The 24,655-nt window shown below is 68.4% G+C and carries 22 protein-coding genes; 7 read left to right on the forward strand and 15 right to left on the reverse strand.

Annotated elements, in window-relative coordinates; genetic code table 11:
- Positions 1 to 42 precede the first annotated feature (42 nt).
- From WS95_RS28340 to WS95_RS35200, 13 genes are all read right to left on the reverse strand, one after another.
- Positions 43 to 1,230 carry a M20 aminoacylase family protein gene (locus WS95_RS28340; protein ID WP_059827324.1) on the reverse strand — a complete coding sequence of 396 codons (1,188 nt, stop codon included), beginning with the start codon at positions 1,228 to 1,230 and terminating at the stop codon, positions 43 to 45.
- Between the two features lie 69 nt (positions 1,231 to 1,299).
- Positions 1,300 to 2,757 carry an aldehyde dehydrogenase family protein gene (locus WS95_RS28345; RefSeq protein ID WP_059827326.1) on the reverse strand — a complete coding sequence of 486 codons (1,458 nt, stop codon included), beginning with the start codon at positions 2,755 to 2,757 and terminating at the stop codon, positions 1,300 to 1,302.
- Positions 2,754 to 4,031 carry an NAD(P)/FAD-dependent oxidoreductase gene (locus WS95_RS28350; RefSeq protein WP_059827328.1) on the reverse strand — a complete coding sequence of 426 codons (1,278 nt, stop codon included), beginning with the start codon at positions 4,029 to 4,031 and terminating at the stop codon, positions 2,754 to 2,756. Before WS95_RS28350 ends, WS95_RS28345 begins: the two co-directional genes overlap by 4 nt.
- A gap of 137 nt (positions 4,032 to 4,168) precedes the next feature.
- Positions 4,169 to 5,494 carry an NAD(P)/FAD-dependent oxidoreductase gene (locus WS95_RS28355; protein ID WP_059827330.1) on the reverse strand — a complete coding sequence of 442 codons (1,326 nt, stop codon included), beginning with the start codon at positions 5,492 to 5,494 and terminating at the stop codon, positions 4,169 to 4,171.
- A gap of 2 nt (positions 5,495 to 5,496) precedes the next feature.
- Entirely contained in the window at positions 5,497 to 6,231 is a 735-nt protein-coding gene (locus WS95_RS28360; protein WP_059827332.1) for a cupin domain-containing protein, read from the reverse strand.
- Between the two features lie 126 nt (positions 6,232 to 6,357).
- A complete protein-coding gene (locus tag WS95_RS28365) occupies positions 6,358 to 6,789 on the reverse strand; it encodes a helix-turn-helix domain-containing protein (RefSeq protein ID WP_034209122.1) in 432 nt (143 codons plus the stop codon).
- 23 nt (positions 6,790 to 6,812) lie between these two features.
- Positions 6,813 to 8,090 carry an NAD(P)/FAD-dependent oxidoreductase gene (locus WS95_RS28370; RefSeq protein WP_034209121.1) on the reverse strand — a complete coding sequence of 426 codons (1,278 nt, stop codon included), beginning with the start codon at positions 8,088 to 8,090 and terminating at the stop codon, positions 6,813 to 6,815.
- Positions 8,091 to 8,284: 194 nt separating this feature from the next.
- A complete protein-coding gene (locus WS95_RS28375; RefSeq protein ID WP_059827334.1) occupies positions 8,285 to 10,159 on the reverse strand; it encodes an ABC transporter ATP-binding protein in 1,875 nt (624 codons plus the stop codon).
- Positions 10,159 to 11,118 carry an ABC transporter permease gene (locus WS95_RS28380; RefSeq protein WP_059779840.1) on the reverse strand — a complete coding sequence of 320 codons (960 nt, stop codon included), beginning with the start codon at positions 11,116 to 11,118 and terminating at the stop codon, positions 10,159 to 10,161. The genes WS95_RS28375 and WS95_RS28380 overlap by 1 nt, the downstream gene beginning before the upstream one ends.
- A 31-nt stretch (positions 11,119 to 11,149) precedes the next feature.
- A complete protein-coding gene (locus tag WS95_RS28385; protein ID WP_034209118.1) occupies positions 11,150 to 12,103 on the reverse strand; it encodes an ABC transporter permease in 954 nt (317 codons plus the stop codon).
- A gap of 79 nt (positions 12,104 to 12,182) precedes the next feature.
- Positions 12,183 to 13,766, reverse strand: coding sequence for an ABC transporter substrate-binding protein (locus tag WS95_RS28390; protein ID WP_059827336.1), 1,584 nt, complete (start codon positions 13,764 to 13,766; stop codon positions 12,183 to 12,185).
- 429 nt (positions 13,767 to 14,195) lie between these two features.
- Positions 14,196 to 14,864 carry a haloacid dehalogenase type II gene (locus WS95_RS28395; RefSeq protein ID WP_034209116.1) on the reverse strand — a complete coding sequence of 223 codons (669 nt, stop codon included), beginning with the start codon at positions 14,862 to 14,864 and terminating at the stop codon, positions 14,196 to 14,198.
- A 64-nt stretch (positions 14,865 to 14,928) separates the two neighbouring features.
- The gene (locus tag WS95_RS35200; protein WP_156444603.1) at positions 14,929 to 15,174 is read right to left on the reverse strand and encodes a hypothetical protein; all 246 of its coding nucleotides are present in this window, start codon (positions 15,172 to 15,174) and stop codon (positions 14,929 to 14,931) included.
- A 150-nt stretch (positions 15,175 to 15,324) separates the two neighbouring features.
- Between WS95_RS35200 and WS95_RS28405 the strand changes: the two genes are divergently transcribed.
- The 5 genes from WS95_RS28405 (at position 15,325) to WS95_RS28425 (ending at position 20,845) form a co-directional block, all read left to right on the forward strand.
- A complete protein-coding gene (locus WS95_RS28405) occupies positions 15,325 to 16,185 on the forward strand; it encodes a GNAT family N-acetyltransferase (protein WP_059827340.1) in 861 nt (286 codons plus the stop codon).
- A 12-nt stretch (positions 16,186 to 16,197) separates the two neighbouring features.
- Positions 16,198 to 17,124: a 2-hydroxyacid dehydrogenase gene (locus WS95_RS28410; protein WP_034209113.1), complete on the forward strand. Its 927-nt coding sequence runs from the start codon at positions 16,198 to 16,200 to the stop codon at positions 17,122 to 17,124.
- A 160-nt stretch (positions 17,125 to 17,284) separates the two neighbouring features.
- Positions 17,285 to 18,685, forward strand: a complete 1,401-nt coding sequence (locus WS95_RS28415) for an aspartate aminotransferase family protein (RefSeq protein ID WP_059827342.1) — start codon at positions 17,285 to 17,287, stop codon at positions 18,683 to 18,685.
- Between the two features lie 85 nt (positions 18,686 to 18,770).
- Positions 18,771 to 19,262, forward strand: a complete 492-nt coding sequence (locus WS95_RS28420) for an Lrp/AsnC family transcriptional regulator (protein WP_006749694.1) — start codon at positions 18,771 to 18,773, stop codon at positions 19,260 to 19,262.
- Between the two features lie 110 nt (positions 19,263 to 19,372).
- On the forward strand, positions 19,373 to 20,845 hold the full coding sequence (locus tag WS95_RS28425) for an NAD-dependent succinate-semialdehyde dehydrogenase (protein ID WP_059827344.1): 1,473 nt from the start codon (positions 19,373 to 19,375) through the stop codon (positions 20,843 to 20,845).
- A 306-nt stretch (positions 20,846 to 21,151) separates the two neighbouring features.
- Here WS95_RS28425 and WS95_RS28430 read toward each other — a convergent pair whose 3' ends face one another.
- Positions 21,152 to 21,865, reverse strand: coding sequence for a DUF4396 domain-containing protein (locus tag WS95_RS28430; protein WP_059827347.1), 714 nt, complete (start codon positions 21,863 to 21,865; stop codon positions 21,152 to 21,154).
- A gap of 388 nt (positions 21,866 to 22,253) precedes the next feature.
- Here WS95_RS28430 and WS95_RS28435 point away from each other — a divergent pair, with 388 nt between their 5' ends.
- Entirely contained in the window at positions 22,254 to 22,487 is a 234-nt protein-coding gene (locus WS95_RS28435) for a hypothetical protein (RefSeq protein WP_011549124.1), read from the forward strand.
- A 173-nt stretch (positions 22,488 to 22,660) separates the two neighbouring features.
- Here WS95_RS28435 and WS95_RS28440 read toward each other — a convergent pair whose 3' ends face one another.
- The gene (locus tag WS95_RS28440) at positions 22,661 to 23,311 is read right to left on the reverse strand and encodes a GntR family transcriptional regulator (RefSeq protein WP_257139962.1); all 651 of its coding nucleotides are present in this window, start codon (positions 23,309 to 23,311) and stop codon (positions 22,661 to 22,663) included.
- 53 nt (positions 23,312 to 23,364) lie between these two features.
- Here WS95_RS28440 and WS95_RS28445 point away from each other — a divergent pair, with 53 nt between their 5' ends.
- Complete coding sequence (locus WS95_RS28445) at positions 23,365 to 24,531, forward strand: pyridoxal phosphate-dependent aminotransferase (protein WP_059827351.1); 1,167 nt, start codon at positions 23,365 to 23,367, stop codon at positions 24,529 to 24,531.
- The last annotated feature ends 124 nt before the right edge of the window (positions 24,532 to 24,655 follow it).

Genomic DNA, 24,655 nt, shown 5'->3' on the forward strand with positions numbered 1-24,655 from the left:
GATCGACCTGACGTCCACCGGTTTCCACGCCGCCCCGACGCATCACGGCGATCGCACGAAGTAATGCTGCGCCAGCGCGACCCAATAGCGGACGCCGGCCGGAATGATGTCGTCGTTGAAGTCGTATTTCGGGTGGTGCAGCGCCGGAGCGGCCGCGCCGTCCCGCGCATTGCCGATCAGCACGTACGCGCCCGGCCGCTCCTCCAGCATGAAGCCGAAGTCTTCGGACGTCATGTTCGGCGGCACGTCGCGGTCGACGCACGCGTCGCCGAACGTGTCGCGAATCACCGCTTCGCACAGCGCCGTCTCGGCCGGCGTGTTGACCGTCGCCGGGTAGTACTGGAAAAACTCCACGTCGACCTGCGCGCCGTAGGCCGCCGCGAGCCCCTCGCACGCGAGCCGCACGTCGCGCTGCAACTTCTGCTGCAATGCCGACGACAGCGTGCGGATCGTGCCGCGCAGCTCGGCGGTGTCGGGAATCACGTTGTCGGTCGTGCCCGCATGGAACATGCAGACCGAAATGACCGCGGGATCCACCGGGTCCTTGTGCCGCGCGGCGATGGTCTGGCACTGCAGCACCATCGAGCACGCGAGCGGCACCGGATCGATGCCCAGATGCGGCTGCGCCGCGTGCGCGCCCTTGCCCGTCACCGTGATCCTGAAGCGCGAACCCGCGGCCATGATCGGGCCGGTGCGCAACCCGAAATGCCCGGCCGGCAGACCGGGCCAGTTGTGCATGCCGAATACCGCCTCCGTCGGGTATTGCTCGAACAGCCCGTCGTCGATCATCCGGCGCGCGCCCGCGCCGCCCTCTTCGCCCGGCTGAAACACGAAATGGACGGTGCCGGGCAACTGCGGCAGCGCCTTCAGCACGCGCGCGGCGCCGAGCAACATCACGGTGTGGCCGTCATGGCCGCACGCGTGCATGATCCCGTGCGTGCACGATGCATGCGCGAAGTCGTTGGCTTCGTGGATCGGCAATGCATCCAGATCGGCGCGCAGCACGATGCCGCGGCGCGGATCCGCGCCGGGCAGGCTCGCGACAACGCCCGTGCCGCCGAGCCCGCGCGACACCGCGTAGCCGAGCGCCTCGAGCTCGCGGGCGACGACGTCGGCCGTCCGGTGTTCTTCGAATCGCAACTCGGGATGCGCATGCAGGTCGCGGCGCAGTTTCGCCCAGTGCGCGTGATGCGCATGCAGCGACGAGTCGGGGATGACGGGGTTGTCCAATTTCGTTACCTCAGGCATGTAGCGGGCTTCCAACCGTACTGCGTGCGCGGATCGCGCGCAGCGGCTGCGTCAGTCGTAAAAGCCGACGATCGACTTGATCTCCATGTATTCCTCCATCCCTTCGATTCCGTACTCGCGGCCGTTGCCCGACTGCTTGTAGCCGCCGAACGGCGCCTGAGGGTCCCATGCCGGGTAGTTCAGATGCACCTGCCCCGCGCGGATGCGGGCGGCCACCGCGCGGACGCGTGCCTTGTCGGTGCCCTGCACGTGTGCGCCGAGCCCGTAGACGGTATCGTTCGCGATGGCGATCGCTTCGTCGACGGTGTCGTAAGGCAGGATCGCGAGGACCGGGCCGAAGATCTCCTGCTGCGCGATCGCCATGTCGGTGCGCACGTCGGAGAAAATCGTCGGCCGCGCATAAAAGCCGCGGTCGAGACCCGCGGGCCGGCCCGGGCCGCCGGCGATCAGCTTCGCGCGTTCGTCGATGCCCACGTCGATCATCTGCGCAACCCGCCCGAATTGCGCGCGATTGGCCAGCGGCCCGTGCGTCGTGGCCTCGTCGAACGGATCGCCGACCACGAGCGTTTGCATCGCCGCGACGGCCAGCGCCTCGACCGCGCCGAGCGCGTCGCGCGGCACGATCATGCGGGTCGGCGCGCTGCACGATTGCCCCATGTTGCGGAACGCGGCGGCCACGCCGGGCGGGATCGCACGCGACAGGTCCGCATCCGGCAACACGACGTTCGGCGACTTGCCGCCGAGTTCCTGCGCGACGCGCTTGACGGTCGGCGCGGCCGCCTGCGCGACGAGCACGCCGGCGCGCGTCGATCCGGTGATCGACACCATGTCGACCGCCGGGTGCGACGAAAGCGCGGCGCCCACCGTCTCGCCGCTGCCGCTCACGAGATTGAACACGCCGGCGGGCACGCCCGCATCGGCGAGCACTTCCGCGAACAGCAGCGCGCTGAGCGGCGACAGCTCGCTCGGCTTCAGCACCACCGTGCAGCCGGCCGCGAGCGCCGGGCCGACCTTCGCGGTGATCTGGTAGATCGGCCAGTTCCACGGCGTGATCAGCGCGCACACGCCGATCGGCTCGCGCGCGATCGCGGTCGTCCCGCGCCGCTCGACGAACGGGTAGCGCGCGAGGTTGTCGCGTGCGACGCGGATATGTTCGGCCGCGAGCGGCACGTGCGCGCCGCGGGCATAGCCGATCGGCGCGCCCATCTCCAGCGCGAGCGCGGTCGCGAACAGCTCGGCGCGCTCCAGCATCAGCGCGTGCACGCGGTCGAGCAGCGCCGCGCGTTCCTGCGGTGAAGTCGCGGACCAGCGTTCGAACGCTTGACGCGCGGCCTGCACCGCGCGGTCGGCGTCGCGCGCGTTGCCGAGCGGGATCTCGCACAGCGTGTCTTCGGTGGACGGGCTGACGACCGCGAACCGGTCGCCGCCGTCCGGCAGCACCCAGTCGCCGTCGATGAAGAAACGATCCAGCCGGCCGGCTTGCATCAGGCGAACAACGGGGGAATTCATTGCAGCGTGTCCTTGAGTCGATACCAGGCGCCGACGAACGGCAGGAACCAGGGTTTGCCGAAGTGGCCCGGAATCGCGGGCCAGTCGAAATCCTTCCACGGGTTGAGGTCGGCGCGTCCGTCCATGATCTCGGCCATCAACGTGCCCATCAGCGTGGCCATGTGCGTGCCGTGGCCGCTATAGCCTATCGAGTAGTACACGCCGTCGCGCTCGCCCGCGCGCGGCAGCCGGTTGGCCGTCATGTCGACCATCCCGCCCCAGCAGTAGTCGATGCGTACGTCGGCCAGCTCGGGAAACACGGCGGCCATCTGCTGCCGCAGGATCGCCCCGCTCTTTTCGTCGGAACGCGGATTCGACGCGGCAAAACGCGCGCGCCCGCCGAACAGCATCCGGTTGTCGGGCGTGACGCGAAAGAAATTCACGAAGTTCTTCGTGTCGGTGACCATCCGGCGCGTCGGCAGCAAGCGGTCGAGCAGGTCGTTCGGCAACGGCTCGGTGACGATGATGAACGCGCCGACCGGCACGATCCTGCGGCGAACCCAGCCGAACGGTCCGACCTGCGAAATGCCGCTCGCGAGCAGCACCTGGCCCGCGCGGATCTCGCCGAGCGGCGTACGCACCGCGTAGGCGCCGCCCGCTTGCCGCTTCAGTCCGAGCACCGGCGCATGCTCGAGCACGTGCGCGCCGCGGGCTTGCGCGGCGCGCGCGAGGCCGCGCACATAACGGCCGACGTGCATCCCGGCGCTCTTGCCGAACAGCAGCCCGCCGTGATATCGGTTCGAGCCGATCTCGTCGCGCAGTTCGGCCTTCGTGATCAAGCGCGTGTCGGGGTCCACGCCCGCCGCGAGCAGCGCCTGGCTGCGCACGAGCTTGTCGTAGTGCTCGGGCTTCGCCGCGAGCTTGAGCTTGCCGCGGCGCACGAAATCGCAATCGATCGATTCCTCCCTGACCAGCCGCTCGACCGTGTCGACGCCCGCGTCGAACGCGAGATACAGACGATTGGCCAGCTCCGTGCCGATGCGCTGCGACAGCGACGCGTAATCCTGCGCGAAGCCGTTGTTGCACATGCCGCCGTTGCGTCCCGATGCCGCCTGCCCGACGGTGCCCGCCTCGCAGACGATCACGCGCGCACCCTTCTTCGCCAGCGCCAGTGCGGCCGCCGAGCCCGTGATCCCGCCGCCCACCACCGCCACGTCGCAACTTCCGCCGGGCAACGCCGGCGAGCGGCTCGCGAACGGCTCCGACGTATCGAGCCAGTAGGAACTGAAACGCATCAGAAACTCCCAAGCTGTCCATCGCACCGCGCTTCCACGCTGCCGAACGATCGCCGCGCCGATCCGGCCGCTCGCTCGCGATCCGGATCGAAGCGCCGCGTCGGGAGGCGGCCCCGCATCGGTACGACGGCCTTGCACTAGAAATCCGCGACCTTGCCCCATGCGGACTCGCTGAACCGGCCGGGCCGGTACGGCGTCGGGTCGACGAACGGTTGCGCACCGGACGCGAGATCGGCGATCAGGTGCCCGGCCCCCGGCCCGATCCCGAAGCCGTGCCCGGAAAACCCCGCCGCGAGGATCAGCCCCGGCACGCCCGGCACTTCGCCGATGCCCGGCACGCCGTCCGGCGTGCTGTCGACGTACCCGGCCCATGCGTGCGTGATCTTCGCGTCGCGCAGTTCGGGCAACAGTTCGGCCGCGCGGCGATACGTTTCGGCGACGGTCGGCATGTCGGGCTTCGGATCAAGAATGCGTACCGCTTCCATCGGCGTCGGCGCATCGAGCCGCCAGCGCTTCAGCGTTTCATGGCCGCCGCGCACGCCTTCGAGGCCGCCCGGCAGCAGGTTGCGCCAGCGCTTCGCGAACATCGGCACGAATTGCGGCGCGAAGCGCAGGAACTGCGGCGTCAGGTCCACGCGCGCGCGGCCGCTGATCGCCAATGCGTAGCGTCCGTCGCTGCGGCGCGTGATGGACACGCCGGACGTGTACATCGCATCCGGCAGCGGCGTGTCGACGGGCGACACGCTCAGGATCGACTGACGGATCGACGCCTGCGGAAACCGGATGCCGAGCTGGCGGCAGAACGACGACGCCCATGCGCCGCCGGCCATCACGACCGTCCGGGTCTTGATGACGCCGGCCTCGGTGACGACGCCGGCGACGCGGCCGCCTTCGAGCTCGATGCCGCGCGCCGCGCAGTGCTGATGGACACTGCCGCCCAGCATGATCAGCGCGGCGGCCACGGCCGGCGCGGCCTTGCCTGGATCGGCCGTGCCGTCGGTCGGCGAGAACACGCCGCCCTTCCACTGTCGCCCGGTCGCGCGTCCGCGCTCGGCCGCCTGCTTGCTGTCGAGCATGTAGGTGGTCACGCCCGCGGTCTTCGCGAATTCGCCCCAGCTCGCCCAGCGGGACAACTCGGCCTCGTCATTGCTGAGATACAGCAGCCCGCAGCGATGAAAGCCGGTGTCTTCGCCGGATTCGGCGGCGAAGCGTTCCCACAGATCGATGCTCTTGCTCGCCATCGGCAACTCGCGCGCGTCGCGGTTCTGCTGCCGGCACCAGCCCCAGTTGCGGCTCGACTGTTCGGCGCCGATGCGCCCTTTCTCGACGAGCGCGACCGATATACCGCGGCGGGCCAGATAGTAGGCGGTGAAGACGCCGATGATGCCGCCGCCGATCACGACGACGTCGGCCGCGGCCGGCGGCGTGGACAAGGTTTCGATATGACGCAGCGGAGGGGACATGCTCAGTCTCGTTCGGTGGAGGGTTTGACGTTCTGCATCACGTAGAACTTCGCCACGCGTTCGCTGCTTTCCCACCCGATCGCCGCGCCGCGCGGCACGAACAGCGCGTCGCCGGTACCGAGCGACGCCACGCTGCCGTCGGGCGCCGCGAACCGGACGCCGCCGTCCAGCAGGAACATGAACTCGTTCGCGCGATGCGGCCGGACGATCCGGTGATACGGCGTCGAATCCCATGTGCCCGCGCAGTACCCGGCGCCGTCGTCGGTGAACACGTTGTCGCTGCGGCATTGCGGCGCGGGGCCGAGCAATACCTCGGCCGGCAGCGTGGCGGACGGCTTGAAGTCCGCGTCGGCGCGCAGCGCAAAGACGCCGCGTTTCGTCGGTTGCGCGCACGCTGCCGCGCAGAACATCAGCAGTACCGGCGATTGCGCGGCGATGCGCAGCGCCGTGCCGCAGCCGATGACGGCGCCCTGTCCCGGGCCGACCACGAGCGGTGCGGCCCCGGCCGCTTCGAGCGTCAGCTCGCCCTGGACGACGACGACGGTTTCGATGTGCGGAAAATTCGCCACGTCCAGTTCGCCCGCGAAGCCGATGCGCCCCGCGGCCATCGCGTCGGGGCCTTCCCACGCGATCTCGCGATGCGACGCGAACGGATCGCTCGCGCCGAACGCCTGCCGGCGGAACGCGGTGGAAGAAGGTGCGCCGTCGGCCCGGTGCAACACGAAAACTGCGGTCATTTCTGCTCCTGTGCAATGCGTGACGGATTCGTTCGGAAGCTGTCACGCGATATCGGAAATCGTCGTTGGCCGGCGCGCTTGCCGGACCTCCTCAGCGGGGCACGTCGTCCATGTCCATGCCCGTGCTTACGCCGCGTGATACGACGCATCGCGGCGTTCGCTGCGCACGCGCGTCGACGGCGCTCGCACCGGCGCGCCGCCCGTGCGGGCGACCACGTAGTCGCGCGGCGTGATCCCGAGCACGCGCCGGAAATGCCGGCACAGATGGCTCTGATCGAAGAAGCCGACGTCGGTCGCGACGACCGACGGCGCAAGACCGGCGCGCAACAGGTCCTGCGCCCGCCGTACCCGCACGAGACACAGATACCGGTGCGGCGACAGCCCGGTTTCGCTGCGAAAGCGCGCGGTGAAACGCGACACGCTCAACCCGGCGACCGCCGCGAGCGTATCGAGGTTCAGCGGCTGCGCGAACGACGCGTCGATCGTGCGCAGCACGTCGCCGATCGCCGGCGAGACGGGCCGCGCGACACGCGGCGAGCCAACGAATTGCACTGTCATGTCGAATTCTCCCGGCGCTCGCTTCAATGCAGGAAATCCTGCATCCGGTAATACGCGCCGACGAGCGGCAGGAACCACGCGTGCCCGAAATGGCCCGGTATCGCCGGCCATTCGAGCTCGCGCCACGGGTTCGACGCGGCCGCGCCATACAGCACGTCGGCCATCACGCGGCCCATGTGCACCGACATCTGCACGCCGTGGCCGCTGTAGCCCATCGAGTAATAGAGCCCGTCGTGCTGGCCCGCACGCGGCAGCCGGTCGGCGGTGATGTCGACGAGGCCGCCCCAGCAGTAGTCGAGCCGCACGCCGGCCAGTTCCGGGAAGTAACCGGCCATGCCGGCGCGCAGGACGTCGCCGCTCTTCGCGTCGGAGCGCGGGCTCGACATCGCGAAACGCGCGCGGCCGCCGAACAGCAGCCGGTTGTCGGGCGTCACGCGGAAGTAGTTGCCGATCTGGCGCGACGTCACGTACGCGCGGCGATGCGGAAACAGCCGGTTCAACTGCGCGTCGGGCAGCGGCTCGGTCACGACGATGAAGCTGCCGACCGGCGCGATGCGTCGCCGGAACCACGCGAACGGCCCGTGCTGCGACGCGCCGGTCGCGACCAGCACGCGGTCGGCGACGAGCGTGCCGCGGGTGCACGTGACCCGGTGGCGCTCGCCGTCGAGCCGGTCGAGTTGCGTGACGGCCGCGTGCTCGTACACGCGTGCGCCGGCCCGCACGGCCGCTTGCGCGAGCCCGACGCCGAACTTGCCCATGTGCATCTGCGCGCCGTTGCGCTGCAGGAGCCCGCCGTAAAAACCGTCGGATGCGATTTCATCGCGGATCCGCGACGGCTCGATCAGTTCGATGTCCGGATCGACGTCGCGCCGCAACGCGTCGAAGGTTTTTTCGAGCCCCGCGAAATGTTGCGGCTTCGCGGCGAGCTTCAGCTTGCCGGCGCGCCGGAAATCGCAGTCGATCGCCTGTTCGGTCACGATCGCCTCGACGCTCTTCACCGCGCTTTCGTACGCGAGATAAAACTGCTTCGCCTGCGCGGCGCCGATGCGCGCGGCGAGCGACGCGTAGTCCTGCGCGACGCCCGTGTTGCACTGGCCGCCGTTGCGGCCGGACGCTTCGCTCGCGACCTGCGCGGCTTCGAGCACGACCACCGAGACGCCGCGCTGCGCGAGCGCGAGCGCCGCCGACAAGCCGGTGAAGCCGCCGCCGATCACGACCACGTCGGCGCGCCCTTCGACGGGGCCGACGCTACCGGCGCGAAACGCGGGGCGAGTATCCAGCCAGTACGATTCCAGTTTCATCGGATCCTTTGTGCATGCCGGCAACGACGATCGGCGACCATTCAATGCGAATCATTTAACCACTGGCAAAAACCGCAGTTGCCGCGTAATCGCGCGCGGCACGCGTACAAATTGCCGTTTTGCGCGACCGCCGCGGCACACTATGCGGCGGGCCGTCCACCGCACCGCGCGATGAACGGTTCACGCGGTGCGCACTACAGCTGCACCGGCGTGACGCCGGCGGAAACCGGCTCCGCCTGGAAGCGCGCGAGATCTTCCTCGCTGCGATGGCACAGCACCTGCGCGCCGTTGCCGAGCGTGCGCAGCGACGGGGCCGTCCGGTTGCACACGCCGTCCACGCGCATCGCGCAGCGCGCCAGGAACGGACACAGCTCGGCCTCGTTCTCGCGCTCGCCGATCGGCACCAGCGGCCGGTGGCAACGCTCGGTCGCATCGTCGAGCCAGCCCGCGCGCAATTCCGGCGCGGACGACACCAGCAAGTGCGAATACGGGTGATAAGGCGGCGCGCACAGCGCGTCGCGGCTGCCCGTCTCCACGCGGCGGCCCGCATACAGCACGACGATGTCGTCGCTGATCGCGCGCACCTTCGCGATGTCGTGCGTGATGAACACGTACGACACGCCGAGCTTCGCCTGCAGGTCGCGCAACAGCTCGATGATCGCGGCGCCGACCACCGTGTCGAGCGCCGACGTGACCTCGTCGCACAGGATCAGGTCGGGCTCGGCCGCGAGCGCGCGCGCGAGGTTCACACGCTGCTTCTGCCCGCCCGACAGCTCGCCGGTACGCCGCGCGGCCACTGCCGGCGGCAGCCGCACGAGCTCGAGCAGTTCCGCGACGCGCTGGCGTGCCCGCGCGCCCTTGATCCCGTGGTAGAACGCGAGCGGCCGTGCGAGCGTGCGCTCGACGGTATGCACCGGGTTGAGCGCGGTATCGGCGTTCTGGAACACGATCTGCACGCGCCGATGCTGTTCCTTGGTGCGCTTGCCGATATCGCGCGCGAGCGGCACGCCGTCGAGCAGGATCTCGCCGCCGGTCGCCGGCACGAGGCCCGCGATCACCTTCGCGAGCGTCGTCTTGCCGGAACCCGATTCGCCGATCACGCCGACCGTCTGCCCACGCCCGATGCGCAGGTCGACTTCATGCAGGATCACCTTCGCGGGCCAGCCGTTCGCGGTGCGGCCGCCGTAGCCGGCGATCGCGCCGCGCACGTCGAGCAGCGGCGCCGGCGCGACCGGCTCGGGTGCGCGCGCCGGCGCGCCGCGTTCGGCCTCGTTCGGCGTGACCGCCGCGATCAGGCTCTGCGTGTACGGGTGCGTCGGCGCATGCAGGATCTGTTCGGTGTCGCCCGCCTCGCGGATCACGCCGTCGCTCAGCACGACGATCCGGTCGGCCATCTGCGCGACCACGGCCAGGTCGTGCGACACGTACACCGCGCTCATCCCGTAGCGCCGGATCACGCGCTTGAACGCCTGCAGCACGTCGATCTGCGTGGTCACGTCGAGCGCGGTGGTCGGCTCGTCGAGGATCACCAGCTCCGGATCGGTGATCAGCGCCATCGCGGCCATCAGCCGCTGCAGCTGCCCGCCCGATACCTGGTGCGGATAGCGCTTGCCGATCGTCTCCGGCTCCGGCAGCGCGAGCGCGCGAAACAGCTCGATCGCCTTCGCCTGCGCGTCGCGCTTCGTCATCGTCTTGTGGATCAGCGCGCTCTCGATCACCTGGTCGAGAATCGTGCGCGACGGGTTGAACGCGGCAGCCGCGCTCTGCGCGATATACGCGACCTTACGGCCGCGCAGCGCGGTCAGCGCTTGCGCCGACAGCTTGCACACGTCGGTGCCGTCGACCTTCACCGAGCCGCCGGCGATCCGGCATCCGGCGCGCGCATGGCCCATCAGCGACAGCGCGATCGTCGTCTTGCCGGAGCCCGATTCGCCGATCAGCGCGAGCACCTCGCCGCGCCCGATCTCGAAGTCGACGCCGTGGACGATCGTCGTTTCCTCGCCGCCCGGCCGGCCGCCGACCACGCGCAGCCCGCGCACCTCGACGAGCGGATTCGATTCGTGTCGCATCAGTGTCCTCCGGCGGCGCCGGCCGCGCCCTTGCGGCGGCCGCGATGCGGCAGACCGTCGATCATCAGGTTGACGCCCACCGTCAGGATCGCGATCGCGACCGCGGGCATGATCGCGACGGCCGAGCCGTCGCCGAGGCTCGCGATGTTCTCGCGCACGAGCGAGCCGAGGTCCGCATACGGCGGCTGCACGCCGAGCCCGAGAAAGCTCAGGCCGCTCAGCAGCAGCACGACGAACGTGAAGCGCAGCCCGGTATCCGCCAGCATCGGATGGATCATGTTCGGCAGCATCTCGACGCACGCGATGTACAGCGCGCTTTCGCCGCGCGCCCTGGCCACCTGCACGAACTCGAGCGTGCTGATGTTGACGGCCAGTGCGCGCGCGATCCGGTACGAGCCGGGCATGTAGCTGACCGCGGCGGTGAGGACCAGCAGCGGCAGCGACGAGCCGAACGCGGCGACGAACATCAGCGCGAACATCTTCGACGGAATCGACGTGAGCGCGTCGAGCAGCCGGCTCATCGTCTCGTCGACCGCGCGGCCCGACACGGTCGCGAGCAGCCCGAGCGTCGTGCCGGTCACCGCGGCGAGCAGCACCGCAGCCAGCGCGAGCAGCACGGTCAGCCGCGTGCCGTACAGGATCCGGCTCAGCATGTCGCGGCCGAGGAAGTCGGAGCCGAACGGCAGCTTCGCGCTGAACGGCGCGAACACGTCCGGCGTGACGATCGCGCCGACGTCGTGCGGCGCGAGCAGCGGCGCGAACACCGCGACGAACAGCATCAGGCCGGCCATCGACAGGCCGACGCGGCCGCCGGCGGTCAGTCCGATGCGTGCGCCGCGGCGCTTGCGCGGCTGGTCGGGGGACGGCGCGGCGGGCGGCGTCGCGCCTCCCCACGGCGAGCGCGGCTCGCCTGACGGCGGCAGCGCGCTGCTGCGATGAACGGGGTCGGTCGGGTGCATGGGCGGCATCTCGGAAGGTGGACGGGGGCGCTCAGGTCCGCAGTCGCGGGTTCGACACGATCGAGCACAGGTCGGCGAACAGCACGAGCGTCAGGTAAGCGACGCAGAAGATCAGCGTGCACGCCTGGACCAACGGGAAATCGCGATTGCTGACGGCGTCGACCATCAGGCTCGCGAGGCCCGGATAGTTGAAGATCGTCTCGACGACGATCACGCCACCGAGCAGATACGACAGGCTCAACGCGATCGCGTTGGCGATCGGGCCGATCGCGTTCGGCAACGCATGGCGCAGCACGACGCGCGCGGGACTCGCGCCCTTGAGCACGGCCATCTCGACGTACGACGCGCTCAACTGCTCGATCACCGCGGCGCGCGTCATGCGCGCCATCTGCGCGATCACGACCGCGCACAGCGTCAGCACCGGCATCGCATACGCACGCAGGAAATCGTGCAGGCTGTCGATCGGGCCGCCGTACGACAGCGCGGACAGCCAGCGCAGCTTCACCGCGAACACGAGCACGGCGACCGTCGCGATCAGGAATTCCGGCGTCGCGACGAGCGACAGCGTGCCGAGGCTGATCACGCGGTCGATCGCCGACTCGCGCCTGACCGCCGCGAGGATCCCGAGCAGCAGCGCGATCGGCACCGACACGGCGGTCGTGATCGCCGCGAGCGCGAGCGACTTCGGCAGGCGTCCGCCGATCAGCTCCGACACCGGCATGTCGCCGGACAGCGACCGGCCGAAATCGCCGTGCAACAGCCCGGCGAGCCAGTGCACGTAACGCACGTGCGCCGGCATGTCGAGACCGAACTGCTGGCGCAGCGCGGCGACCGTCTCCGGCGTCGCCGACTGGCCGAGCGCGGCCTGCGCGGCGTCGCCCGGCAGCAGGTTCGTGATCGTGAAGATGATCGCGGACACGATCAGCAGCGTCAGCGCGGTGACCGCGATGCGCCGGCCGATCAGCCCGATGAGAATTCGGTTCATGGAGCGGCACCCCCGAAAAAACCGCGCGTGGCCGGCGCGCTGATCCGCACCGGCCGCGCGACGGCGGCCAGCGACAACGTCATGCGTTCCACCACACGTTCTCGGCGAACATGAAGCCCATCATCCCGCCGGTCGGAATCGAACCGAGGCCCGCGAGCCGCTTGTCGTACCCGTCGAGGAAGCTGATGAACGCCGGAATGCCGACCCGGCCCTGCTGCGCCACGATCGCCTGCATGTCGCCGTACATCTGCTTGCGCTTCGCGTCGTCGGTTTCCGAGCGCGCGGCGAGCAGCAGCTGGTCGAACTTCGCGTTCTTCCAGCCCGACTCGTTCCACGGCGCATCCGACTTGAAGAACTGCGTGAACAGCACGTCGGCACTCGAGCGCGGGTTGATGTTGCCGAACGTGAGTGGGTGCTTCATCCAGTGATTCGACCAGTAGCCGTCGGGCGACGCGCGGTTGACCTGCAGGTTCAGCCCGATCTTCTGGCCGGCCTGCTGCAGCAGCACGGCCATTTCGATCGACCCGTTCGCGTCGGAGGTCGCATAGATCGGCGGCAGCGTGGCGCCGAGCGCCCCCGCCTTCTGGAGCAGAAATTTCGCCTTGTCCGGATCGTGCGGCCGCTGCGGCAGCGATGCGTTGAAGTAGCGATGGCCCGGCGGAATCGGCTGGTCGTTGCCGATCACCGAGTAGCCGCGGAACACCGCCGAGCGGATCTGCTCGCGATCGAACAGGTACTTCATCCCTTCGACGAAATCGGGATTCGCGACGATCGGGTTGTCGCTGCGCGCGATCAGGTCGGTATAGAGGCCCGACTTGGTTTCCTTCAACGCGTAGCCCGGCGTCGACGAGACCCGCTGCGTCGAACGCGGATCGATCGCGTTGATCAGGTGCACGTCGCCCGACAGCAGCGCGTTCAGCCGCGCGGCGCTGTCGCTGATGCCGATCAGCTCGATCTCGTCGAGATACGGCCGGCCCGGCTTGAAGTAGCTGTCGTTGCGCACGCCGACGGTCGATACGCCCGGCTTGAACGATTTCAGCTTGTACGGGCCGCAACCGATGCCGGTCGAGAAGTCGGTCGTGCCGTCCTTGACGATCACGAGCTGCGGCGTCGCGAGGATCACCGGCAGATCGGCGTTCGCGCTCGCGAGCGTCAGCGTGACTTCGTCGGGGCCGGTCGCCTTCGCGTCGGCGAACTGCTCGGCGAGCGGCTTGACCTTCGACGCGGTGGCCGGATTCTTGTGGCGCATCAGCGAATACACCACGTCGGCCGGGCCGACCGGCTTGCCGTCGTGGAACGTCACGCCCTTGCGCAGCTTGATGATCCAGGTCTTCGCATCGGTCGTCTGCAGCGACTCGGCGAGGTTCATCTGCGGCGTCAGGCTCGCATCGAGCTGCGTGAGGCCGCTGTAGAACATGAAGAAGCGCGTGTAGTCCGCGCCGGTCGAGCCCTTGGCCGGGTCGAGCGTGTCGGCCGTCGAGCCGGATTCGTTCGCGACCCGGATCTTGCCGCCGCGCTTCGGCGCGGGCGCGGCGAATGCCGCGTCGGGGGTCATCAGCAGTCCGCCGGCACCGGCGGCCATCATGCCGCCCGCCGCCATGACCTTCATCATGTCGCGGCGCGTGAAGCCGCCCTTGCCGTCATTGTCGATATCGTCGCTCATCCGAACTGCTCCTGACTGTGGGAAGTGGGTCCAAGGGTCCAGCGTGGTTGTTCAATCTCGCCGCGCCCGCTTGCTGGTGGCGGGTACGACGTCGTTCACATGCAATTCATTTAAGCATCGCCAAAATGGCGGTTGTCCCGATTCGAGGCGCCCTCACGATACGAATCGACCGTTTTGGGTAGCCTGCGCAGCATGATTTGCTGCATGCGCCGGGGACCGCCGGCGTGTGCCGGCCGCATGCCGGCGCGCGTGAAAGTTCAGAGGATTGTTCGCCGGCATCGCCTCGCTCATCCCGAACGCGCGGCGCGAATGTGCGCAGGCCGGCGCGACGTGGCGACGCCGGCAGCCTGCCGCCCGCGCGGGATTTCCCCGGGATCGCGACGGGCGGCGGCATGGTGTGCGCGACACCGCACCGGGGAAACGCGTCGCTTACAGCCCGAGCTGTGTCGCGAGCTGGCCGATGTCCGACACTTCGTAATAGTTGTAGAACGGCGTGCCCGGCTCGTGGCCGCGGTTCACGAACGCCTTGTGCTTGATGCCGAGATCCTCGGCCGTCATCAGGTCGTAGCGCAGGCTCGACGACACGTGCAGCACGTCCTCCGGCTTGCAGCCCAGCTTGTCGAACATGTATTCGAAGCCCTGCATCCGCGGCTTGTACGATTGCGCCTGCTGCGCGGTGAACACGGCGTGGAACGGCGCGCCGAGCTTGTCGACGTTGCTCATGATCTGGTCGTCCATCGCGTTCGACAGGATCACCAGCTTGTACTTCGATGCCAGCCGCGACAGCCCGGCCGGCACGTCCGGGTGCGGCCCCCAGGTCGGCACCGCATGATAGAAAAGCTCGGCCTCGGCTTCGTCGAACTTCACGCCGAGCCGCGCACAGGTGCGACGGACCGCGTTGACCACGACGTCGCGGTACGGCTTCCACGCGCCGAGCACCTCGTCGAGCCGATAGGCGGCGAACGCGCGCACGAATGCCTCCATCGCGGCCGGCGACAGCCGGTCCGCATAGATTTCCCGCGCCGTCTCGGCCATCCGGAAATGGGTCAGCGTGCCGTAGCAGTCGAAGGTGATGTACTTCGGTTCAAACTGGATCATGGTGACGTCCTGTCGGTGTGAAGCCCCGGCAGGGCCGGGGATGGCTGGGTTCAACGAAATTGAATCAGGGCAAAAAGTCGTTCGCGCATCGTTCGGCGCCGCTCAAAACGCAGAATCGCCGCGTGTTGCCCGCCACATGCAGCACGATCTGCGGCGCGATCGGGCACGGCGCGGCGCGGCCGGCCGATGGGCGCCGCGCTACCGCAGCGGGCTCGCCGCCGGTGCGGCGCTTCGGCGGCAGCGGCGGCGTGCATTCATCGTAGTGGCATTCCACAGCACGCGTGACCGGATCGACGTGCCGCGCCGGCACGATCCACGCGTTCGTTCGCGCCGATCGCGCCGGTTTGCATCGATCTCGCGGGCGCGCCCGCCGCCGCCGGAAAACAGGCGAATCGTCCTATCCGTGCCGCCACCGCGCTGGCAGAGTGAACGGATCGTTCCCACCCATCCGGAGTCCGGCGTGTCCGACCTCAATCCTTCCCGCACGCTCATCTATCGCCCGTTCGCCGAAGCCGACCTGCCCGCCGCCCATCGCCTGTCGGAGGCGGTCAAGTGGCCGCACCGGCTCGACGACTGGCGCTTCGCGTTCCAGCTCGGCGGCGGCTTCGTCGCCGAAGACGAAACCGGCGTAGTCGGTACCGCGCTCGGCTGGCGCTTCGGCGAATCGCACGCGTCGCTCGGCATGGTCATCGTGTCGCCCGAACGCCAGGGCTGCGGCATCGGGCGCGAGCTGATGACCCGCGTGGTCGACAGCCTCGGCACGCGGACCATTTTTCTGCATGCGACGCCGGCGGGCGAGCCGCTGTACGCGAAATTCGGCTTCGAGGCGATCGGCACGATCGACCAACACCAGGGCGCGGCGTTCCAGCCTCCGCTGATCTCGCTGCCGCCCGGCGAGCGCCTGCGCCCGCTCGGCACCAACGACGGGCCGCGCCTCGCCGCGCTCGCGTCGCGCGCGGCCGGCTACGAACGCGGCGCGGTGATCGACGCGCTGCTCGACGTCGCGAACGGGATCGCGCTCGATCGCGACGGCGAACTGCTCGGCTTCGCGCTGTTCCGCCGGTTCGGCCGCGGCCACGTGATCGGCCCGGTGATCGCGCCGGATGCGCTGCGCGCGCAAGCGCTGATCAGCCACTGGCTCGCGCTGCACGAAGGCATGTTCGTGCGGCTCGACGTACCGGGCGACAGCGGGCTGTCCGACTGGCTGCAGGGGCTCGGGCTGCCGCGCGTCGACACCGTCGTCGCGATGGCGCGCGGCGCGACGCCCGAACGCGACTCCGCGCTGCGCGCGTTCGCGATCGTGAACCAGGCGCTCGGCTGAACGGAGCGCACGATGAGCTTTCTCTACAAGGCCGACCCGGTGCGCGGCGCGCAGTGGGCGGCGCGCTTCGCGCAACAGGCGCCGGATCTGCCGTTCCGGATCTGGCCGGACCTCGGCGACGCCGAAGCCGTCCGCTATCTCGCCGCATGGCAGCCGCCGGACGATCCGGTCGCGCTGCTGCCGAATCTCGAAGTCGTGTTCTCGGTCGGCGCCGGCATCGACCAGTTCGACCTGTCGCGCGTGCCTGCGCACATCCCCGTCGTGCGGATGATCGAACCGGGCATCGTCGAAGGGATGGTCGAATACGTGACGCAGGCCGTGCTGACGATCCATCGCGACCTGTTCGACTACGCGGCCCAGCAGCGCGACCAGGTGTGGCGCGAGCATCCGGTGCGCGCGGCCGCGTCGCGGCGCGTCGGCGTGCTCGGGCTCGGCACGCTCGGCCAGGCGGTGCTCGACACGCTGCGGCGCTTCGGTTTCCCGTGCGCCGGCTGGAGCCGCACGCCGCGCACGCTCGACGGCGTCGACTGTCATGCAGGCGATGCGGCGCTCGACGCGTTCCTCGCCCGCACCGACATCCTGATCTGCCTGCTGCCGCTCACCGACGGCACGCGCGGGCTGCTCGGCGCGCGCGTGTTCGACGCGCTGCCGGCCGGCGCGTCGCTCGTGCAGGTCGGGCGCGGGCCGCAACTGGATTCGGCGGCGCTGCTCGCGGCGCTCGCGAGCGGCCGCCTCGACAGCGCGATCCTCGACGTGACGGATCCCGAACCGCTGCCGGCAGGCCATCCGTTCTGGACACATCCGCGCATTCGCATCACGCCGCACATCGCCAGCGCGACGCGGCCCGACACCGCGGTCGACGCCGTGCTCGCGAACCTCGCCCGCCATCGCGCGGGCCAGCCGATGATCGGCGTCGTCGATCGCGCGCGCGGCTACTGACGTGCACGCCCGGCCCGTCGGGCGCGCAGCAGAAAATGCCGAAGCGCCCCGCCCAAACGCCGCACGCATACGTTTCGGGCCGCAAATTGAAGACGCATGCGGATTTCTCGCCCGGTAGCATGAACTCACCGCTGACACCTGACGAGAGTCCCGCCTTCCCATGAACCAAGCCGCGCTGATCGAAGCCGATCGTCAACACCTGATCCATCCCGTCGTCAACTACCGTGCGCACGAGGCGCGCGGCGTCACCGTGCTGGAATCCGCGGACGGCGTGTTCCTGCGCGACGCCTCGGGCCACACGCTGCTCGACGCGTTCTCGGGCCTGTGGTGCGTGAACGTCGGCTACGGCCGCGACAGCATCGTGAAAGCCGCCGCCGACCAGATGGCGAAGCTGCCCTACGCGACCGGTTATTTCCATTTCGGCTCGCAGCCGGCGATCGAGCTCGCCGAACGGCTCGCGGCGCTCGCGCCGCCGTCGCTGAACCGCGTGTACTTCACGCTCGGCGGCTCGGACGCGATCGACTCGGCGGTGCGTTTCATCACGCATTATTTCAACGCGACCGGCCGCCCGTCGAAAAAGCAGATGATCGCGCTGGAACGCGGCTATCACGGCTCGTCGTCGATCGGCGCAGGCCTCACCGCGCTGCCGGCGTTCCACCGTCACTTCGACCTGCCGCGCGCGGACCAGCACCATATTCCGTCGCCGTACCCGTACCGCCATCCGCTCGGCGACGATCCGCAGGCGCTGATCGCCGCGTCGGTCGCCGCGCTCGAAGCGAAGGTCGCCGAACTCGGCCCGGACAACGTCGCCGCATTCTTCTGCGAGCCGGTGCAGGGTTCCGGCGGCGTGATCGTGCCGCCGGCCGGCTGGCTGAAGGCGATGCGCGACGCGTGCCGGCGCCTCGGCATCCTGTTCGTCGCCGACGAGGTGATCACCGGCTTCGGCCGCACGGGCCCGCTGTTCGCATGCGAGGCCGAACAGGTCGACCCGGACCTGATGACCGTCGCGAAGGGCCTGACCGCCGGCTATGCGCCGATGGGCGCGGTGCTGATGTCCGACGAAATCTACGAAGGAATCGCGGGCGAGCGCGCCGATTCGCCCGTGGTCGGCCACGGCCATACGTATTCCGCGCATCCGGTCAGCGCGGCGATCGGCCTCGAGGTGCTGAAGCTCTATCACGAAGGCGGGCTGCTCGCGAACGGCCAGGCGATGGCGCCGCGCTTCGCCGCGGGGCTCGACGCGCTGCGCGCGCATCCGCTCGTCGGCGACGCACGCTCGGTCGGCCTGCTCGGCGCACTCGAACTGGTGACCGACAAGGCCCGCAAGACGCGCTTCGACGCGGCGCTGAACGTGCCGGACAAGATCGCGGCCGCCGCGTACGCGAACGGCGTGGTGTTTCGCGCGTTCGGCGACGGCGTGCTCGGCTTCGCGCCGGCACTGAGTTTCACCGCGGGCGAGTTCGACCTGCTGTTCGAACGCGTGCGCAAGACGCTCGACGACGTGCTGGCCGACGCGGGCGTGCAGCGCGCGCTCGACGCCGCGCACGCGCTGCCGGCCTGACGCGCCAAGGGAAAGCCGGGCTTGTGGCCGCCATCGTTCGACTCTAAAGTAACCGGACATTCCATTTTTGCCCTTTCACGTGAACATGACGGACAGCAAGCTGGATCGCATCGACCTGCGCATCCTCTCCCAGTTGCAGAAGCGCGGCCGCATGACCAACGTCGAGCTGGCCGATGCGGTCGGGCTGTCGCCCAGTCCGTGCCTGATCCGCGTGAAGCGGCTCGAGAAGGCCGGCTACATCGGCGGCTACGGCGCGCACATCCAGCTCGAGAAACTCGGCGACGTGCAGGTCGTGTTTACCGAGGTCACGCTGGCCGACCATCGGCGCGAGGATTTCGACCGCTTCGTCGCGGCGATCCGCAACGTCGACGAGATCGTCGAATGCCACCTCGCGAGCGGCGGCTACGACTATCTGCTGAAGTTCATCACGCGCAGCGTGAGCCATTACCAGACGATCGTCGAAGGGCTGCTCGAGCAGAACATCGGCATCGAGAAGTATTTCAGTTACGTGATCATCAAGTCGCCGTTCGTCAAACGGCACTACCCGCTCGAATCGCTGTTCGGCGAACGTCACTGACGCACCGGCACGGCGCTCTCCAACGCGGCAGCCCGCTGTCCGCGCGGGGTTGTCGCACGCCCGCTCCGTCGTCGTTGTCGTCGCCGAACCGCTTCATTCAAGGATCTGTCATGCCGCTTACGCTGTCCCGAACCGAACTCGTTCGCACCGCCAACCTGATCGACGGCGCCTGGCGCGATGCGCTCGACGGCCGCCGCTTCGCCGTCACCGATCCGGCCACGCTGGAGACCGTTGCCCACGCACCCGACAGCGGCGCCGCCGACGCCCGCGCGGCGACCGACGCCGCGGCACGCGCGCTGCCTGCGTGGCGCGCGACGCCCGCGCGCGAACGGGCCGCGATCCTGCGTGCCTGGCATGCGGCGATCGTCGCGCACACCGACGATCTCGCGAAGCTGATATCGCGCGAACAGGGCAAGCCGCTTGCCGAAGCGCGCGGCGAAGTCGCGTACGGCGCGTCGTACGTGCTGTGGTTCGCGGAGGAAGCGACGCGCACGTACGGCGACCTGATCCCGCAGCAGCAGCGCGGCAAGCGGCTGAGCGCGGTGAAGGAGCCGATCGGCGTCGTCGCCGCGATCACGCCGTGGAATTTCCCGCTCGCGATGATCGCGCGCAAGATCGCGCCCGCGCTCGCGGCCGGCTGCACGGTCGTCGCGAAGCCGGCGGAGGACACGCCGCTGACCGCGCTCGCGCTCGCGTTTCTCGCGCAGGAAGCCGGCGTGCCGCCCGGCGTGTTGAACCTGATCGCGGCGTCGCGCGAACGCGGCATCGACGCCGCGGCCGACTGGCTCGCCGACGCCCGCGTGCGCAAGATCACGTTCACCGGCTCGACGTCCGTCGGCAAGCTGCTCGCGCGCGAATCCGCGGCGACGTTGAAGAAGCTGTCGCTCGAACTCGGCGGCAATGCGCCGTTCATCGTGTTCGACGACGCCGAGCTCGATGCCGCGGTCGACGGGCTGATGGCCGCCAAGTTCCGCAACGGCGGGCAAACGTGCGTGTCGCCGAATCGCGTGTACGTGCAGGCCGGCGTCTACGACGCGTTCGCCGCGAAACTCGCCGCGCGCGTCGCCGCGCTGAAGGTCGCGCCGGCGACCGATCCGGCCGCACAGATCGGCCCGATGATCAACGCGCGTGCGGTCGACAAGATCGCGCGCCACGTCGGCGACGCCGTCGAGCGCGGCGCGCGCGTGCTGACGGGCGGCCAGCGCCTGAGCGAGCTCGGCGCGAACTATTACACGCCGACGGTGCTCGCCGACGCCACCGCCGACATGCAGCTGACCTGCGAGGAAACCTTCGGCCCGGTCGCCGCGCTGTTTCGCTTCGCGTCCGAGGACGAAGCCGTCGACGCCGCGAACGACACGCCGTTCGGGCTCGCCGCGTATTTCTACACGCAGGACGTGCGGCGCATCGCGCGCGTGTCGGCGCGGCTCGAGACGGGCATCGTCGGGATCAACGAAGGCGCGCTCGCGAGCGAGGCCGCGCCATTCGGCGGCGTGAAGGAATCGGGCTATGGTCGCGAAGGCTCGCGCTATGGGCTCGACGATTATCTGTCGATCAAGTATCTGTGTCAGGGCGGGCTCGACTGAACCGGCGTCGCCGCGCGTCCGATTTCCCGTTGCGCTTTCCGCACCCGCTGGCCTTTCCTTGCGGGTGCGGGCGCCGCGAAGCGGTCGGCGCGGGCGTCATGCCGAATCATGCGTGCCCGACGCGCCGTCCTGTCGTCCGCGGCGGCCCCGCATTCGCTGCCCCGTGTAAAAACGCATTGCCAACCGGAATTTGTGTGCGCATCGTCGGCGGAAGCTTCGTCCACCGCCCCACTCGCCATGCATTTCGCTCCGCTGCCGAAGATGTCGCGCCACGGGTCGCCTTCGCCGTGCTTGCAGTCAAGATCACTACATTTTTTCCTTCATACCCGAATTGATCAGCCACCAGTTGACGGGATAGCTGGTGGCGAACCCTGCCAGCATCGCGAGCTGCATCGCGAACCAGAATTCGGGGCTCGCAACTTTCGCGATACCCCCATAAGCCGGCTTGAACCACAGGAACTGGATGATGGCCATAAAGCCGTACATGCCTACCTGCCAGGCAGTAATCGACGCGATATCGGCTCTGACGGCGGCAATCAAACCTGCACCGACCGAAAGCCCACGCATCGGTTTGATCGTGAAGTACTGAAAAACGATGCCGAACAGAAAGGCGGCGATGAAATCGGGGATCCAGACGGCAAACGTTTTTTCATTGAACACCGTGTGCCACCCGAACCAGACTGCCAAGGCGGGGAATGCAAAAGCCGACCATTCGACAATGATGTCTCCGAGCGTGCAGCCCGCGCCGCAGTGACTCGTGCCCTTCATCACCATCGCGACGAACGGCTGTTCGTCGGCGTCGTGTCCCGCGTCCGTGACATTCCGTCCCCAGACGTAGTAGGCGGCAATCCATAAGACCGTCCCGAACAACGCCGTCAGGGGCCAGACGACGTTCATGATCCACATCTTCTGAGGATGCCGAACTTCGTCAACGACGACTGCAACGGCACAGACCGCACCCAAAATGACCCAGGTGACCGATAGCGTATGCAGCCAAGGTGGAAAGGTTCCGTAAATCATCGATATTCCTGCTGGCGAGTCAAATGCCAGACACGCAGCAAGGCACGTTCCGTTCCCAGGGGAAGTTTTCCGTCGTCAGGGCGGCCGATTCACTTGGCCGAGTGTCGTCTCTTGGCCGGCTGCAGTCGGACGTGTTCGGCTGTAGCCGACCCAGAACGGCCCTTCAGATTTATCCAAAGCGGCCAATCGTTGTGACCTGCGGCGGGGTTTTATAGCCACGCTCGATGAGTATCTTGGCCTCGGCGCGACTGCGGAATCATTCCCGATTAAATCGCTTCTCCCGCAGCGTGCCGTTGGAACCTTCAACGGAGTCGTTCTGCCAAGGGCGGCAAGAACGGACACAGCGCGTACGATCTGGTCTTCAAGAAAACCATCCAAGGAGAGAGGAATGAATCCGGAACAGGCCCGAGCCGAAGAAACCCAGGCGATGGAGCGCATGGTGGCCGCCACGCTGCGCGTGCAGAGTACGTTCGCCTCGATGCAGAAGCAATTTCCGCCGCAAGGCAGCGGCGAGCCTTCGCCGTTCGCGCTGCAAACCTTTGATGCCGCCCTGCAGGAACTTGAAGACGCACAGGCCGCGTTCGATGCGCTGCTGAACGATCTGATCGACGGTAACCGCTAAAGGCTACGCCCTTATCCGCACCGATTGTCGACGATCTAAAAAGCTGTGTCGAACGGCCGTTCGTGGCCGCATGCCGCCCGACGCGTTTAGCTATAACCGTCCCGCAGAAGACTCTAGCCATTCCCGAAACCCGCTTTGAGACCGCTTGACGCCCCCGGGCTCGACCTGCCTCCCTACCGCCTGCACAACGCCTGAGCCAGCGCATCCCCCGCAGCCAGAATATGCGCGGACAGAGCCGCACACGCTGCGTCCACATCCCCATCACGTATTGCCCGAACGATATCCCGATGCTCATCGTTCGAGCGATCGTGCCAGTCCAGTTGCTGCCACGTCGCATACAAATGCCGTGCGCTGGCCCGATGCATGTCGCCAATCGCGGCGATGAGCCGCGGCATCCCGCACCGCGCGGTCAATGCGCGATGAAACCTCAGATTCAGCGTACCCAGCACGGCTATGCCATGCGCCGCCGCCTCCTGATCGAGGATCGCATCGAGTTCCTCCAGCGCACGTGCGTCGAGAGCAGGCATCGCCTCGCGCAGCGCCAGCGCCTCAAAAGCGGCACGCATCTTGGCCACTTCAAGCACGTCCGCCGGCTCGAGCGGCGCCGCCCGCACGCCTCGTCGCGGTTCCACCACGGCCAACCCCTGCGCTTCCAGCCGTCTGAACGCCTCGCGCACCGGCACATGGCTCGCGCCGAACTCCGCCGCGATGTGGTCCTGACGCAGCCACTCCCCCGGTGCGATGACGCCCGAGATGATGCGGTCCGCCAATGCGGCAGCGATCCGATCGGCCAGCGAGCGATCGTCCTTGACTTCAACCTTCATGCCGACCACCATGCATATATTATCTATTAAATTGTAACAAGATCGGAGGCTCGATGCGCCACCACCGTCCTGTGCGTCTGCAGCACATCGCCGGCATCGGCGTCGATCGCATGGGTTCGATCGCCGATCGTGCCGACGTCGACCTCTTGCGACTCGAAAATCTCGATACCGACATCCCACCCACTTCGGAAGCGCTCGCCTTCACCCGAGACGCAATCCAGCGAGACTCGGCCAATTCATATTTGCCCTTCGTCGGTCAGGATCGGCTACGCGCAAGCGCTGCCGCTCACGTATCGGCGCTTTCGGGGCAACGCTTCACGGCCGACCAGGTGGTGGTGTCGGCCGGCGGACTCTCCGGCATTCTGAATACGCTGCTCGCCACCGTCGAGACCGGCGACGAAGTCATCGTCACCGACCCGACGTACGCGGGTCTGCTGAACCGCGTCCGCCTTGCAGGCGGTGTGCCCCGGCAAGTCCCGTTCGCCTTCACGCCGGGCGGCGAATGGAAGCTGGACCGGGCCGCGCTGCGGGCAGCGATCGGTCCGAAAACGCGGGCCATGCTGCTGATGTCTCCGTCGATGCCGTCGGGGGGCGTCTTCGATGCGTCCGACTGGCAACTGATCGCGAGCCTATGTGTGCAGAACGATCTGCTGCTGATCCTCGACAGCGCGATGGAGCGGCTGCTCTTCGATGGACGCACGGTCATCCATCCCGCCGGCCTGCCCGGCATGGCCGAGCGTACGGTCACGGTCGGCGCCGCGTCGAAAGAGTTGCGCATGATTGGCTGGCGGGTCGGCTGGATCGTCGCGCCGGAATGGCTGATTCCCGATCTGGTGGCCGTGTCGCTCGCCAATGTCGTGGTGCCGGTCGGCATCGCTCAGGAGGCTGCGGCGGTTGCGCTCGAGCATTCCGCATCCGATCTGCCTGGCTACGTGAGCGAACTCGAGCGGCGGCGGGATACCGTCGCCGCCGAACTGTCGGGGCTCCCGTTCGGCATGCCGGCGGGCGGCTGGTCGATGCTGCTGCGCGTGTCCGATTTCGGACTGACCGGACCGCAGATGTCGGAGCGACTGCTACGCCACGGCGTATGTGCGACGCCGATGACCGGATGGGGCGTCGCACACGGTGCGCAGTACGTGCGTTTCGTGTTCTCGAACGAACCGGTCGAGCGGTTGCACACGCTCGGGAACAAGGTGCGCTTCGCACTGGAGGACGCATGACGCCCGCCGACGAGAAAGCGGAGTAGCACGCCGGGCGTCCCTGGCTGGAGGTAGCCGGAATTCCGCGTGCGACGATCGAGCGAACTCACACGTGATCAATCCACGTGGCGTGATGCCTCCGGCG

It is taken from the genome of Burkholderia sp. MSMB1826, assembly GCF_001526325.1.
In the GTDB taxonomy this organism is placed as follows: Bacteria; Pseudomonadota; Gammaproteobacteria; order Burkholderiales; family Burkholderiaceae; genus Burkholderia.